This window comes from Flagellimonas sp. (assembly GCF_965215805.1).
In the GTDB taxonomy this organism is placed as follows: domain Bacteria; phylum Bacteroidota; class Bacteroidia; order Flavobacteriales; family Flavobacteriaceae; genus Flagellimonas.
The window spans coordinates 4,140,706-4,155,625 of the sequence record NZ_OZ244124.1; the positions used below are offsets into that span (position 1 = coordinate 4,140,706).

At 42.4% G+C, this 14,920-nt stretch carries 12 protein-coding genes; 7 read left to right on the forward strand and 5 right to left on the reverse strand.

What is annotated here, in order from left to right:
* Positions 1-137: 137 nt before the first annotated feature.
* The gene (locus ACOOE0_RS18375) at positions 138-1,208 is read right to left on the reverse strand and encodes a hypothetical protein (RefSeq protein WP_420400362.1); all 1,071 of its coding nucleotides are present in this window, start codon (positions 1,206-1,208) and stop codon (positions 138-140) included.
* Between the two features lie 74 nt (positions 1,209-1,282).
* Between ACOOE0_RS18375 and ACOOE0_RS18380 the strand changes: the two genes are divergently transcribed.
* From ACOOE0_RS18380 to uvrB, 5 genes are read left to right on the forward strand one after another with little or no spacing between them, the layout of a single operon-like run.
* Positions 1,283-2,179 carry an ABC transporter ATP-binding protein gene (locus ACOOE0_RS18380; RefSeq protein ID WP_420400363.1) on the forward strand — a complete coding sequence of 299 codons (897 nt, stop codon included), beginning with the start codon at positions 1,283-1,285 and terminating at the stop codon, positions 2,177-2,179.
* An 11-nt stretch (positions 2,180-2,190) separates the two neighbouring features.
* Entirely contained in the window at positions 2,191-3,024 is an 834-nt protein-coding gene (locus ACOOE0_RS18385; protein WP_420400364.1) for an ABC transporter permease, read from the forward strand.
* A gap of 28 nt (positions 3,025-3,052) precedes the next feature.
* Entirely contained in the window at positions 3,053-5,767 is a 2,715-nt protein-coding gene (locus ACOOE0_RS18390) for a T9SS type B sorting domain-containing protein (RefSeq protein ID WP_420400365.1), read from the forward strand.
* Positions 5,768-5,818: 51 nt separating this feature from the next.
* On the forward strand, positions 5,819-7,555 hold the full coding sequence (locus tag ACOOE0_RS18395; RefSeq protein ID WP_420400366.1) for a T9SS type B sorting domain-containing protein: 1,737 nt from the start codon (positions 5,819-5,821) through the stop codon (positions 7,553-7,555).
* A 45-nt stretch (positions 7,556-7,600) separates the two neighbouring features.
* Complete coding sequence (gene uvrB / locus ACOOE0_RS18400; protein WP_420400367.1) at positions 7,601-9,589, forward strand: excinuclease ABC subunit UvrB; 1,989 nt, start codon at positions 7,601-7,603, stop codon at positions 9,587-9,589.
* Between the two features lie 132 nt (positions 9,590-9,721).
* On the opposite strand, the gene ACOOE0_RS18405 is transcribed toward uvrB, so the two are convergent.
* From ACOOE0_RS18405 to ACOOE0_RS18420, 4 genes are all read right to left on the reverse strand, one after another.
* The gene (locus tag ACOOE0_RS18405) at positions 9,722-10,147 is read right to left on the reverse strand and encodes an Hsp20/alpha crystallin family protein (protein ID WP_420400368.1); all 426 of its coding nucleotides are present in this window, start codon (positions 10,145-10,147) and stop codon (positions 9,722-9,724) included.
* A 116-nt stretch (positions 10,148-10,263) separates the two neighbouring features.
* Entirely contained in the window at positions 10,264-10,665 is a 402-nt protein-coding gene (locus ACOOE0_RS18410; protein WP_420400369.1) for a TerB family tellurite resistance protein, read from the reverse strand.
* 185 nt (positions 10,666-10,850) lie between these two features.
* Positions 10,851-12,044: an ADP-forming succinate--CoA ligase subunit beta gene (sucC, locus tag ACOOE0_RS18415; RefSeq protein WP_420400370.1), complete on the reverse strand. Its 1,194-nt coding sequence runs from the start codon at positions 12,042-12,044 to the stop codon at positions 10,851-10,853.
* A 355-nt stretch (positions 12,045-12,399) separates the two neighbouring features.
* Entirely contained in the window at positions 12,400-13,038 is a 639-nt protein-coding gene (locus ACOOE0_RS18420) for an LON peptidase substrate-binding domain-containing protein (protein ID WP_420400371.1), read from the reverse strand.
* 164 nt (positions 13,039-13,202) lie between these two features.
* On the opposite strand from ACOOE0_RS18420, the gene lysA reads away from it, so the two are divergent.
* The gene (gene lysA, locus ACOOE0_RS18425; RefSeq protein WP_420400372.1) at positions 13,203-14,441 is read left to right on the forward strand and encodes a diaminopimelate decarboxylase; all 1,239 of its coding nucleotides are present in this window, start codon (positions 13,203-13,205) and stop codon (positions 14,439-14,441) included.
* A gap of 1 nt (position 14,442) precedes the next feature.
* Positions 14,443-14,856: a DUF3995 domain-containing protein gene (locus ACOOE0_RS18430; protein ID WP_420400373.1), complete on the forward strand. Its 414-nt coding sequence runs from the start codon at positions 14,443-14,445 to the stop codon at positions 14,854-14,856.
* The last annotated feature ends 64 nt before the right edge of the window (positions 14,857-14,920 follow it).

Here is a 14,920-nt window from a genome sequence, read left to right on the forward strand (position 1 = left end):
CAGACACAAGTTCAAGTTCAAACTCAAGAGGCAAGAGGCAAGAGGCAAGAGGCAAAGTAATAAAGTTAGCCTTTATCATTCCAAATGTTCAACAAACTACATCCAACACCTGACACCTAGCATCCGAAATCCGACATCTAACTATCAAATATCTTGCTCATATTAACGTCCTGGTAATTCCGCTTCACAAAATCAAGCGCTAGGGCCAAAACTTCTCCCATGGTATTGCATTTTTTGAAATTGATGTCTTTGGCCAGTTCGTAGATTTCCATTTTCAAACGAGTGATGTTGTCCTCCAAGGAAATATCGTCCATAACACAAGCATCCAACAATCTTTTGATTCGATCCCCGGAGCTTAATATTCGCTTGGCCACAATAGAGCGTTCTTCAATTTTGTACTGATCCACAGAATATTTCTGCAATTTGGTTCGTACCAGCTCCACCATCCTATAATTCTCCTTAAAAAACTGTGGACGGTACACTTTTAATTTCCCCTCAAAGCACTGCTGATCAAAGTCAATGGCTCTTATTTTATATACTACATGATCAAAGTCATGCACTGGAACAATAACATAGTTGTACGACCGCATATCTCCCAGAAGCCTAATCATACAGCGCTCGTTGAACTTTACAAATTCCTTGGCCAACTGTGCTTTTTCCGCCTCGGTGCATTTGGGCAACATGTCCTCGATAAATACGTCACCCGGAATTCCCGCGATATGTTCCTCAATCAAGGTATCACCAAATACCAAGAAGTTAAGATTATAGGGTGAAAGCATATGCTCCAATTCCAATCCATATACTCTGGAAGCATCCGTTTTTTTGACATAGAAGTAGGTGTAATTGTCATTGAGAATGTTCCTGACTTTGATGCGGAAGGGTTTCGAATTCCCAAAAGTGCAGTAATCCACAGCATCCACATTGAGATACTCCAAAATTCGGTCACCGCCATCCGAGTGCAAAATGGAATACACCTTTTTCAGGCTTAAATCGATTTCTTCGCGATCAAAATCGGAATAATACACCCGTACCCAAAGGGTATCCTCGCCATCCGCATCATAAACCACAACAGAACCCGCAAAGCGTAAAAGGTCTTCGTAAAAAATGGGAATCTCAATTTTACGGCTGTACCGATCTAGATACACATCCAGTTTTTTGTTGACCGGATAGGCCGGTTTTTTCTTCGACATCAATTTTTCTTCGGACATTCTTTCCCTAATTTGTAACAAAATTGGCTAATCCTCGTCAAGTTACTATAAACTAATCAAAAAACGATTCCGTCTTGGAAACAATACTGACCGTACAAAATCTGACCAAGAAATTTGGTTTTCTTACTGCTGTAAAAGATTTGTCCTTTACTATAGAAAAGGGCAATGTCTATGGCATTTTGGGGCCTAACGGTAGCGGTAAATCCACCACCCTGGGCATTATTTTAAATGTGGTTAACCGCACGGCCGGCGACTTTAGCTGGTTTGATGGCAACACCTCTACCCATGAAGCCTTAAAAAAGGTAGGGGCCATTATAGAGCGGCCCAATTTCTATCCGTATATGTCCGCGATTCAGAACTTGAAGCTGGTTTGTAAAATCAAGGAAGTCCCGGAAACCAAGATTCAGGAAAAATTGGAATTAGTAGGTCTTTGGGATCGAAAGGGCAGTAAATTCAAAACCTATTCATTGGGAATGAAACAGCGCTTGGCCATTGCCTCGGCTCTGTTAAACGACCCGGAAATTCTTATTCTGGATGAACCTACCAATGGATTGGACCCCCAAGGCATTCATCAAATCAGACAAATCATCAAGAAAATTGCCGGTCAAGGCACTACCATCCTTTTGGCCTCACACTTGTTGGACGAGGTAGAAAAAGTATGTTCCCATGTGGTAATCCTGAGAAAAGGAGAAAAGTTGTATTCGGGTCCTGTGGATGGCATGTTGGCCAGTCATGGGTTCTTTGAGCTTCGCACAACAGATATGGACAAGTTGGAACAACTGCTGGATAAAAACGCCAGTTTTGGGAAAATCACCCGAGAGAATGGCACCCTTACGGCTTATCTCAAAGAAGAAATGCAGGCAGAGGAACTCAACAAAATTCTGTATGAAAAGGGCTTGGTTTTATCCCATCTGGTAAAACGGAAGGAAAGCCTTGAGGAGCAATTTTTGACCTTGACCAAAAACAACTAATCAGAAAACGAATGGTACGCTTACTACAAATAGAATTCATCAAGCTGTGGAACAATAGGGCCAGCAAAATTTTAATCACATCGTACTTTGTGCTATTGACTTCCATTGCGCTGATTGCAGCCATTAAATTTGACATAGGCCCTGTGAAATTTCATTTGGCGGATCAGGGAATCTTCAACTTCCCCTATATCTGGCACTTCAACACCTTTGTCACGGCTATTTTCAAGCTGTTCCTCGCCATAGTCATTGTATCCATGATGGCCAACGAGTACAGCAATAAAACCATCAAACAAAACCTCATCGACGGGTTGTCCAAAAAGGAATTCATTGCTTCCAAATTTTTGACGGTTATCTCATTTTCCTTGATTTCCACCGTTTTCGTCTTTGTGGTTTCCATGATTTTGGGGCTGGTTTATTCCGATTACAATGAAATTTCAATCATATTCTCGGACATGGAATTTCTCTTGGCCTTTTTCATCAAATTGGTTGGATTTTTCTCGTTCTGTCTCTTCCTCGGGATTTTCGTCAAACGCTCCGCATTTGCGCTGGGCTTTCTGATTCTATGGGCTGTTTTGGAACAAATTGTCTTTGGTTTACTGGGCTGGAAAGTTATGAGTTGGGACAGTGCCAAAGCGGTTAAAGACTTCTTTCCTTTGGAATCCATGACCAACTTGATCAAGGAACCGTTTACTAGATTATCTGCCGTTCAGAACATTGGGCAGCAAATTGGCGAGAACATGAGTTTTGACTACCATGTATATTGGTACGAGTTCTTGATTGTCATCTTTTGGACTGTACTTTTTGTCTATTTATCATACGTATTGTTGAAAAAGCGGGATTTATAGTATCTTGTCAGGTACTGTTATCCGCTGAATGCTATATAAATACGTAAATTTTTTACTGTTATTTTTCTTTTCCCTAGGGCTTTTTGCACAGGGAGAAACTTCCAATTGGTATTTTGGAAACGGAGCTGGAATTACCTTCAATAATGATGGTACGGTAAGCCCGTTATCAGGCGGGCGCATCAACACCTTTGAAGGCTGTACCTCCATTTCGGATGGCATTGGCAATCTCTTGCTTTATACCGATGGCATTACCGTTTACGACCGCACCCATAATATAATGCAAGGCGGCAGTGGTCTATATGGCGACCCCTCCAGTACCCAATCTGCAATTGTGGTGCAAAAACCCCAAGACCCCAATATTCTGTACATCTTTACCGTGGACACCTCAACTTTTGAGGAGGATCCCGATCGCGGACTAAGCTATTCTGTAGTGGACATGACGCTCAATGGCGGAAATGGAGCCGTAATCCAAAAAAATGTGAACCTCCTTCCAGATTGTTCGGAGAAAATTACCGCGGTGATCAAAGATTGTTCCGATGAGTCCATTTGGGTGGTTACCTTGGGGTTTGAGAATCCTGGGAATGAATTTTTCAACACCTATCATGCTTTTGAGGTAAGCACGGCAGGTGTCAATACCACAGCTGTAAAATCCACCTTTCCCAGTCTGGACATTCAGGATCCACGTGGCTATCTGAAATTTTCGGCAGACGGTAAAAAATTGGCCAGTGCCAATATGGCTTTCGGACTTTATTTGTATGATTTTAACACCACTACGGGCATCGTATCCAATCAGGAAAGGGTTATCGTAACCGCTCCCAATAAGATTCCGTACGGATTGGAGTTCTCCCCCAATCAACGTTTCTTGTACGTGCATACTTCCAATAACCTCCCAGCACTTGAAGAGCAAGGTCACTCTTCTTCGCTATTGCAGTATGATCTTACGGCAAGCAATGTGGCAGCATCCGAAATGGAAATAGACCGAAGATCCATTTATCGTGGAGCATTGCAATTGGGTCAAAACGGAAAAATCTACAGAACTATAGCTGAAAATTACATCCGAGGCACTTCATTCTTGGGGGTTATTGAAAACCCCAATGAACTTGGAAACGCTGCCAACTATAACCACAATGCGGTGAATTTGGGAAGCGGAAGGGCTACGCAGGGACTTCCGCCCTTTATCCAGTCCTATTTTGATAGGGTTGCCATAATTAAGAACAGTGATGGATCGGAAAGTACCTCCGGCATCATCTGTGAAGGTGAGGATTTTTCCTTTGAGGCAGACGTTGTGCCCAATGCAACCTATAATTGGGAAAAGGACGGCAACCCCATATCCAATTCTGGAAATATATTGACGGTAACCAACGCCGACCCTTCTGATGCCGGTAGATATAGTCTCTCGATAGTTCCAAACGACCCCAGCCAGTGCCCTGTCATTGGGGAAGCTTTCATCTCCGTAAACCCATTACCGTTAGCACCTCCGTTAACTTTGGCCCAATGCGACATAGTCCTGGATGGAAACGATGATGGTTTAACAGCATTCAATCTGGAAGAAGCCATTTTTGATACGGCGTACAGCTATTCTTTTTATGAGAGCATAGCAGATTTGGGGGCTGGCAACGAAATAAACAATCCCGTAGGCTATGCCAACACCTCCCCGTTTAACCAAACCATTTATTATGAAATTGTGGATGGCAATGGCTGTTCCAATTCCGGGGAACTCCAACTTGAGGTTCGATCTATACTGTTAAACCCGAATGACGCAAAAACCTTTTATGAATGTGATATTGACTCCGAGGATGCTGAGCTTGAAGGTATCTTTAATTTAGATCAAATCCAGGCGCTGGAATATCCAAATTCCGATGTTTCGTTTTATGCCTCGGTCGAAGATGCCACTCTGGAACTGCATCCCATTTCCGGAAATTATCTCTCGGAGTCCACTACGATATATGCCCGTTTGGAAAGCAATAACGAATGTGAGGACATTGATGCACTAAACTTTGTTGTGAACCCTACACCCTCCATCAAGTTTCCTGAGGAAATTTCATGGTGTACCGATGGTCCACCACTGGTGGTCAATGCACCTGATGGTTACGACAACTACCAATGGTACAGAAGAGTCGGAACCAGTCTGCAATTTGTGGGTGATCAACAAGATATTTCTATTGCAGCGGTTGGCGGATATACCTTGGAAGTTGCTTATCGTTATGTGACCAATGAAGGGGTTTTTGAGTGCTTCAATACCGCCGATTTTGAGATTATACCCTCAAATAAAGCTCTGATTCAGGATGTGCTTATTGAGGATTTATCAGCTAACAATATGGTTGAAATACTGGTTACTGGAGACGGGGACTACGAGTTTTCGCTGGACGGAACCAATTATCAAGATTCGCCAATTTTTGAAAATATAGACCCAGGATTCATAACGGTAAGTGTTCGAGACAAAAATGGTTGTGGAATAAGCAAGCATAAAATAGCGGTTATCGGATATCCCAAATTTTTCACACCAAATGGGGATAATGTGAATGATACCTGGCAACTCATCGGTGTTGACGAGGTATCTCAGGCTAATAGTCTTATATCCATTTATAATCGCTACGGAGAACTCATGGCATTGCTAAGTCCCCAAACCAGCGGATGGAACGGGACTTTCAATAATAATGAACTGCCGGCATCGGATTATTGGTTCAAAGTGAATTTGGAAGATGGCAGGGTGTTCAAAGGCCATTTTAGTTTAAAACGATAAACCTTGGTTGAATCATAAAAATGACTACCTTTTAGGTAGGATTGCTATTGAATGTTAAAAAAATTGCTACATATCGTTGTACTTGGTATAACGGCGGTTGGAATGGCACAGGAATGCCCCAATTTGCTTAGTCCTGTAAATGGTGCAACAAATGTTCCTGTGGATGCTACCATTACCTGGGCCGTTTCCGATGGCATTCCAGGCTATAGAATCCGACTGGGCACTACAGACGGGGGAGCAGAAATATTGGAGCAGTCCGTGGGAAGTGCAACCACCTTTACACCTCCCTTGGGATTACCTGAAAACACTCAAATTTACGTAACGATTATTCTGGATTTTTTGTTTCAAGGGAGTCAGGATATTATCTGTAGTAGCCAAACCTTCACCACGGAGGATGTGGTCACGGCACCAGGATGTACTACCTTTAGGACACCAGTTGATGGAGCCACAGATGTCAGCGTTTTTTCCAATCTTTCCTGGTTTTATGCCCCAACGGCAACAGGCTATAACATCTCCATTGGGACTGCCTCTGGAACAGATAATGTAGTTCCTCTTACCAATGTGGGCAATGTCATATCCTTCAACCCACCTGGGCAGCTACCTGCAAATACAACGCTTTATGCCACGGTTACCCCATATAATGAAAATGGCAATGCCCCCAGCTGCTCGGAAATTAGTTTTACCACAGCCGCTTTGGCTCCATTACCAGGATGCACTTCCTTGGTAACACCGGCCAATGGGGAGATCAATGTACCCCTGACCCCGTTAATAGAATGGTTGCCGGTTCCGGGCGCAACAGGATATCGGGTCACCATAGGTTCCACCATTGATGGCACCGACATATTGAACAATACATCATTCTCATCCAATTCCACCCTTGTCCTTAATTTTGAACCCAACCGCACCTTCTTCATCACCATAGTACCTTTCAATGCCGCTGGAAGTGCCATTGGTTGCGTACAAGAAAGTTTTTCCACTTTATTGGGCTGTGGGCCCTATTTGGATCCCAACACGGGGGAGTTTATAACCTTTGGCCCTGAAATAGATTTTCCAGAAACTCTTTCCTTTTGCCAGAACGAGGCCCCTTTGACCATTACAGCACCTGATTTTGCGGATGGCTACAGATGGTTTCATATAGATGACTTTGACAACGAGGTGATGATTTCCAATTCCAATGAGGTAACAGTGAGCGAGAATGGACGCTACCGGTATATGGCCTTCAATGTGGTTTCACAGGGCGGAAGCATTGTTGAATGTCCCACTTCACAGGTGTTTGAAGTGGTTTCATCCGAGACTGCCACCATCAATGGCCTATCTGCGGTGGATACGGCTCTGGGATTTGAGATTACCGTAAGCGCAACTGGAAACGGAGACTATGAATTTGCCGTGGATGACATCAATGGCCCTTATCAGGACAGTAATGTATTTACGGGAGTTTTGCCTGGCTCCCATACCTTTTATGTTAGGGATAAAAATGGATGTGGAACGGTAAGCGAAAAGTTTATTCAGGATCTATCTGTGGAAGGTTTTCCCAAATTCTTCACTCCAAACGGGGACAATGTCAATGATATCTGGCAGTTTGTACTACCCAAGGAGGGCAATGCTGTAATACCAAGGAACATTCGCATATTTGATCGATACGGAAGATTATTGGCCGTTATTTCTGAAAACTCAACAGGATGGGACGGCAACTATGGTGGAAGACCCCTTCCAGCCGGTGAATATTGGTTTTCTGCCACAGATGATCAAAACCGTGAGGTCCAAGGGCATTTTGCATTAAAAAGATAATGGCTCACACTTCCCCATGCCCTATCCCTTTAGTATTTTTATAGCATGAAGTTTCAAGTCGTATCGGAGTTTAATCCTACTGGTGATCAACCGCAGGCCATTCAACAGTTGGTTACAGGAATTGAGGAAGGTGAACCTCATCAAACCCTGTTGGGGGTAACAGGTTCTGGAAAAACGTTTACTGTGGCCAACGTAGTGGAACGCGTTCAGCGACCCACCTTGGTCCTTGCACATAATAAGACTTTGGCAGCCCAATTGTATTCCGAATTCAAGCAATTTTTTCCCAACAATGCAGTGGAATACTTTGTGTCCTACTACGATTATTATCAACCTGAGGCTTACATCCCCACTAGCGGTCTTTATATTGAAAAGGACCTTAGCATCAACGAGGATATTGAAAAGCTACGCTTAAGCGCCACTTCTTCGTTGCTTTCAGGGCGAAGGGATGTTTTGGTGGTCGCTTCTGTTTCTTGTTTATATGGCATTGGAAACCCCATTGAATTTCAAAAGAATGTGATTTCCATTCATCGCGATCAGGTCATTTCCCGAACCAAATTCCTAAAACAACTGGTCCAAAGTCTGTATTCCCGTACCACTGCCGATTTCAGAAATGGGAATTTCAGGGTAAAAGGAGATGTGGTCGATGTTTTTCCAGGCTATGCGGACCACGCTTTCAGAATTCACTTTTTTGGGGATGAAATTGAGGAAATCGAGGCATTGGACCCGTTCAATAACAAGGTCATTGAAATCTATGATTCGCTGAACATCTATCCAGCAAATATGTTTGTTACCTCTCCGGACATCTTGCAAAATGCAATCCATATGATCCAGGATGATTTGGTGAAGCAGATTGACTATTTCAAGGAAATAGGACGACCTTTGGAGGCCAAACGCTTGGAAGAACGAACCAATTTTGATTTGGAAATGATCAGGGAATTGGGCTATTGTTCCGGCATCGAAAATTATTCTAGATATCTGGATGGACGGGAGCCGGGAACCCGACCTTTCTGCCTATTGGATTACTTTCCAGATGATTATCTTATGTTGATTGATGAGAGCCATGTAACCATTCCTCAAGTGCACGCCATGTACGGGGGTGACCGTTCTCGGAAGGAAAATTTGGTGGATTACGGTTTTCGACTTCCTGCTGCCTTGGATAACCGCCCACTTAAATTCGAAGAATTTGAAGCCCTTCAAAATCAGGTCATCTATGTGAGCGCCACTCCTGCAGATTATGAACTGCAACTAAGTCAGGGGGTGTATGTGGAGCAGGTGATCAGGCCTACGGGCTTATTGGATCCGGTTATCGAGGTGAAACCGAGCATGAACCAGATTGATGATTTGGTTGAAGAAATTCAGCAAAGGGTGGAACTGGATGAGCGTACCTTGGTCACCACCTTGACCAAGCGAATGGCTGAAGAATTGACCAAATACTTATCCAGAATCGATGTTAGGTGCAGGTATATCCATAGTGATGTAGACACTTTGGAACGGGTGGAAATCATGCAGGATTTGCGCAAAGGGCTTTTTGATGTATTGATTGGGGTGAATCTACTGCGGGAAGGGCTGGATTTGCCCGAGGTTTCCCTGGTTGCCATTTTGGATGCGGATAAGGAGGGTTTTTTACGAAGCAACCGCTCATTGACCCAAACAGTGGGCAGGGCCGCCCGAAACTTAAATGGAAAGGCAATCATGTATGCCGATACCATTACGGAAAGCATGCAGAAAACGATAGACGAGACCAATTATAGAAGGGAAAAGCAAATCAACTATAACAAGGAGAACAACATAACTCCCAAGGCATTAAATAAGAACTTGGACAATGCCTTGGCTAAAAATTCAGTTTCCACGTATCACTTCCAAAAAGAAGAGTTAAGGGCTGCTGAACCCGATTTGGAATATTTGACTCCCGATCAAAAGGAAAAATTGATTCGGGAAAAGCGAAAGGCTATGGAAAAAGCGGCCAAGGAACTCAACTTCATGGAAGCGGCCAAACTCAGGGATGAAATAAAAACCCTTCAGGAACAAGAATAAAAGAAAGCGCGCTTCTACGTAGAAGAGTGTAGAAACGCGCTCACAAACTAACCAACTAAACCAACCCTGCCGAGAATCCGGCAGGCCATCATGAAAAACACCTAAGTTGGTGTTCCCAATTTTCTTATCCTTTTAACCTATGGAAATCAAACGCTTTGGAGCGGGCAATGCTTCCTCTTTTTTAGGTAGCGTCAAGCGTAAAATACCATCCTCGTACTTAGCGTCTATCTTGGAACCATCAACAGTTTCAGGTAGGGTAAACGCCCTTTGGAAGGATGAATAAGCAAACTCCCTTCGGGTGTAATTGTCATTTTCTTTCCTTCTTTCAGATTTTACTTCGTTGGAAATGGTAAGCACATCGTTGTCCACTTCCACTTTAAAATCCTCTTTTTTACCTCCAGGAACCGCAAGTTCCAATTCAAAACTTTCTGTGTTGTCCTTAATATTGACCGCAGGAAGGTTGTTATTCCAGTTTTCTGTTCCACCAAACCAATCAGGTCTAAGGAAATCATTCATTAGCGATGGAAAAAACAGATTATTTCTTTTTACTATACTCATGGTGATTCAATTTTATTATACATGTGTAAATCACCTAGCTATAGTCAAATCCTATACCAATGCAAAAACCATGTCATTTTGACATTTCTTTAACAAAAAATAGTGACATTTTGTCTTTAGTTGTAATGTGCTTTGAAGATATTGATCAGCACATCGACTGGAACGACCTTGTTGGGATACTGGTGCATTACTTCCAAAACCTGTCCAATTGCTGAAGGTGGAAGCCCCATGGCGAGGCCAATATTGTGAAGTGTCCTAATTTCCTTTTGATGCTGCTCTTGGTCAATGTTCATCAGAAGCAAGAGACGATGGAACTGCACTATGCGTTCTGCTTGGGATTTTAAAACCACCTTGGGAGATTTTTCATTGAGAAGTCCGTCAAAGGTTTCCTTGTCAATTCCCAGATGGGAAGCCACACCCAATAAAAATTGGTATTCAGAATCCTTAAGGGAATGATCCACCCTTGCAAAGGCAATCATTTCAGATAGGATGCTGAGTTTCTCCTTATGGGTCCCCATGGTAGTGGTTTACGGTTTGGTTTCCAATAGATAACTCCTGAAATGGCTATTTTAGTGCCTAATTAGTTGAAATTAACTATGTTAAATTTTGATTTAACCGCATTGAAGGGAACTGCTGAATCCTTTGAAACAAAAAAAAGGCATCACCATTGGCAATGCCTTTTCAATTTATTTTAAGCAGGATATTACCCCAATACTTCTTTTACCTTATCGGCAGCTTCCTGAAATTGAACGGCAGAATGTACCGCCAATCCGGAATTGTCAATGATTTCCTTGGCCAGTTCCGCGTTCGTTCCCTGTAGTCTTACAATAATTGGCACTTTAATGGCATCTCCCATATTTTTATAGGCATCCACAACACCTTGTGCTACTCTATCACAACGGACAATTCCGCCAAAAATATTGATCAATATCGCCTTTACATTCGGATCTTTAAGGATAATTCTGAAGGCCTCTTCAACCCTTTTGGCATCAGCCGTACCACCAACATCCAGGAAGTTCGCCGGCTCTCCACCTGCCATCTTAATCAAATCCATGGTAGCCATGGCCAAACCAGCCCCGTTTACCATACAACCAACATTACCATCCAAATCCACATAGTTCAAGCCCACTTCTCGAGCTTCCACCTCTATGGGATTCTCCTCACGCAGGTCGCGCATTTCTGCATAATTCTTTCTGCGATACAGGGCATTATCATCGATAGATACTTTTGCATCCACAGCCATAATCTTATCATCCGATGTCTTAAGAACCGGGTTGATTTCAAACAAACTGGCATCACTTTCTTGATACGCTCTGTAAAGGGCGGATACAAACTTCACCATGTCCTTAAAAGCAGCACCTGACAGTCCAAGATTAAAAGCAATTTTCCGAGCTTGGAACGGCATAAGACCAACAGCAGGATCAATTTCCTCGGTAAAAATCAGATGCGGGGTCTTTTCAGCCACTTCCTCAATATCCATTCCCCCTTCTGTGGAGTACATGATCATATTTCTACCAGTACCCCTATTCAAAAGAACTGACATATAGAACTCGCTGGTTTCACTATCGCCTGGATAATAAACATCCTCAGCGATTAAAACCTGATGTACTTTTTTCCCCTCGGCAGATGTCTGTGGGGTAATCAGGTTCATTCCAATAATGTTGCCCGACAACTCTTCAACTTCCTTCAAGTTTTTGGCCAGCTTAACACCACCGCCTTTTCCTCTTCCGCCCGCATGGACCTGCGCTTTGATAACGTGCCATCCTGTACCGGTCTCTTGCGTAAGTTGTTTGGCTGCATCAACCGCTTGCTTCGCGTTTCTGGCTACGATTCCTCTTTGGATCCTAACACCGAAACTGGCTAAAATTTCTTTCCCTTGATATTCGTGAAGATTCATCTGTGAATTGACTTTAATTTGCGGACAAAAATAGAAAACCACATTGACAAATTGAAGGGAAAAAGCATTAATGCGGGTAATAATTGGAATAAGGGCAATTATTCACGGATTATAATGGGATTTGGGGTCGAATCAATTGAAAATGGGAAGTGGAAAATTGAAAATTGTTGTGGCTATGATGCTGGATCAGTTATCAGTTAACAGTTAACAGTTAACAGTTAACAAGGAACAAAGTTCAATTTTAGATTGTGCAGCTTTCGGTTTGAGCTGAGATTAAACTCAGAATTTAAAATTTAGCATTCAACATTGGAATCAAAAAGCTTTCTTGCCTTGGCTCTTGGCTCTAAAACGTGTCCTATCTCTTGAAATTCTTAAAATCCAGGGGGTCAAAGTTCTTAAAGTGCCCGTTCATTTCTATTAAGGTCTTGGTTCTATTGACCTCTTCAAGCACCGTAATGGTGGAATCCAGGTGCTGTTTAATAAACATTAGGCGATCTGTTTCTTTGGAAATTTGAAGCAATTCGTACTCCTGTTCAAAGGAAAGTCCCATTTTATGTGCCAATGAAAAACTATTGAATTGTTTGGGTTGGGGTTGGCTAAACGGCACATCCATCAATTCGTACAACGTTTCCAATTTGTCCAACACCTCTTGCCGCAAGCTTTCATCCGCGCTGTATTCAACATCCAAGAACTCCACCTCTCCCCCAGCGTATAACTTGTCCTCCAATTGCTGTTCAAAACTCAAAATCCGAAAAACTTGTCGGGCCACGCATACCACATCCATCTCCCCATTTTCATAGGTGGTTACCACTTCCACTAATTGTACTTCTGTACCAAAAGCAATGGTATTATCAATAAAAACAGGAATTCCAAAAGTCACAGCTTCCTGCCTGCAATCGTTGATCAATTGCTTATAGCGGTCCTCAAAAATGTGCAAAGGAACCGTTTCACCGGGGAAAAAGACCGATTGCAAAGGAAAAAGGGGTAATTTCATGCTGCATATTTGTATTAAATGTACAATGCTAACCTTAAAGCCGCAAGTTCAATTTGTTCTGATTGTTATATTTTAAACAAATTGTTATATTAATATGATTTGATATTATATTCTTGCTTAGCTAATACACATCACATAGATTTGTTTGAAAGACTAATTTGAACATGAACTCCCAGAATTTACTTAAGATTTCACGGCAATTTGGTGCACCTGTATATGTGTACGATGCTGAAAAAATAGCATCCCAATACCAAAGATTGACCAATGCCTTTAAAGGTGTGGGCAGCCTTCGACTCAATTACGCAGCCAAAGCGCTGTCCAATATCTCCATTCTTCGCCTGATGAACCAATTGGGCAGTGGTCTCGATACGGTTTCCATTCAAGAGGTTAAATTGGGGTTAATGGCCGGGTTTAAACCCGAGTCCATTATTTTCACCCCTAATGGTGTTTCATTGGAAGAAATAGAGGAAGCTTCCGCGCTTGGTGTGCAAATCAATATTGATAATCTGTCCGTTTTGGAACAATTTGGCAGCAAACATCCAGATGTACCAGTATGTATCCGAATCAATCCGCATGTGATGGCAGGAGGCAATTCTAAAATTTCCGTGGGGCATATCGATTCCAAGTTTGGTATCAGTATCCACCAGATTCCGCATCTTTTGCGCATTGTTGATCTCACCAAAATGAACATCAACGGTATTCATATGCATACCGGTAGTGATATATTGGATATTGATGTATTTCTATACGCTTCTGAGATTCTCTTTGAAACAGCCAAGAACTTTAAAAATCTGGAATTTATCGATTTTGGAAGTGGGTTTAAAGTGCCTTACAAAAAAGGCGACATTGAAACCAATATTGAAGAATTGGGCAAAAAACTCACCACTAGGTTTAATCAGTTCTGTGAAGAGTATGGAAAAGAGTTGACCTTGGCTTTTGAACCTGGAAAATTCTTGGTGAGCGAAGCGGGTTATTTCCTGGCCAAAGTCAATGTGGTGAAACAGACTACCTCCACCGTATTTGCCAGCGTGGATTCCGGTTTCAATCATTTGATCAGACCTATGTTGTATGGGTCCTCCCACGAGATCAACAACATTTCAAATCCGAAAGGAAAGGAACGTTATTACTCCGTTGTTGGTTATATTTGTGAAACCGACACCTTTGGCAGTAACCGCAGAATCAACGAAATCTCTGAAGGAGATATTCTGTGTTTTAAGAATGCCGGAGCCTATTGTTTTACCATGTCAAGCAATTACAATTCACGTTTTAGACCCGCCGAGGTGCTTTGGCATCAAGGCAAGGCCCATTTGATAAGGGAACGGGAAACTTTTGACGACATCCTTAGAAACCAAGTGGATGTAAAAAACTTGTTTGAAACCCCTAAAGCAGAAGTGATCAAATAGTATGGATGTATTGGCCATCATGTTGTCCGTTGTTTTAATTTTCTTGGCGGTGCTTCATTTTTATTGGTCAATTTTCGGCATCAAGGACCCTGAAGCTGTTTTACCCAAAAATGTAAAGAGCAATACCGTTAAAACCCCTGGCAAACTTATGGCGGTAGCGGTGGGAGTGATTTTGCTGGGCTTTGCTTTTGTTTATATCAACAAGGTTATTGGCTATGTAAGTCATCCATGGTTACAGTATATTTCAATTGGTATCGCCTTCGTATTTATTGTTCGCGCGTTTGGGGACTTTAAGTATGTAGGGTTTTTTAAAACGGCCAAAAACAGTAAGTTTTCCATCCTTGATACGAAGTATTATTCCCCTTTATGTCTTCTTATGGGTGTTCTCATCCTTCTGTTGGAAGCATTTGGTTAACACTATTTTGGCATAATTTTCGTTAGTTTTGTTAGGGTCGCAAGACCAAACCCAATAAAATCTA

Excerpts from the sequence above, each read along its gene's own strand:
- ACOOE0_RS18395 (WP_420400366.1), top strand. The coding sequence starts at position 5,819 with ATGTTAAAAAAATTGCTACATATCGTTGTACTTGGTATAACGGCGGTT.
- lysA (WP_420400372.1), top strand. The coding sequence starts at position 13,203 with ATGAACTCCCAGAATTTACTTAAGATTTCACGGCAATTTGGTGCACCT.
- sucC (WP_420400370.1), bottom strand. The coding sequence starts at position 12,044 with ATGAATCTTCACGAATATCAAGGGAAAGAAATTTTAGCCAGTTTCGGT.
- uvrB (WP_420400367.1), top strand. The coding sequence starts at position 7,601 with ATGAAGTTTCAAGTCGTATCGGAGTTTAATCCTACTGGTGATCAACCG.
- ACOOE0_RS18405 (WP_420400368.1), bottom strand. The coding sequence starts at position 10,147 with ATGAGTATAGTAAAAAGAAATAATCTGTTTTTTCCATCGCTAATGAAT.
- ACOOE0_RS18430 (WP_420400373.1), top strand. The coding sequence starts at position 14,443 with ATGGATGTATTGGCCATCATGTTGTCCGTTGTTTTAATTTTCTTGGCG.
- ACOOE0_RS18375 (WP_420400362.1), bottom strand. The coding sequence starts at position 1,208 with ATGTCCGAAGAAAAATTGATGTCGAAGAAAAAACCGGCCTATCCGGTC.
- ACOOE0_RS18410 (WP_420400369.1), bottom strand. The coding sequence starts at position 10,665 with ATGGGGACCCATAAGGAGAAACTCAGCATCCTATCTGAAATGATTGCC.
- ACOOE0_RS18390 (WP_420400365.1), top strand. The coding sequence starts at position 3,053 with ATGCTATATAAATACGTAAATTTTTTACTGTTATTTTTCTTTTCCCTA.
- ACOOE0_RS18385 (WP_420400364.1), top strand. The coding sequence starts at position 2,191 with ATGGTACGCTTACTACAAATAGAATTCATCAAGCTGTGGAACAATAGG.
- ACOOE0_RS18420 (WP_420400371.1), bottom strand. The coding sequence starts at position 13,038 with ATGAAATTACCCCTTTTTCCTTTGCAATCGGTCTTTTTCCCCGGTGAA.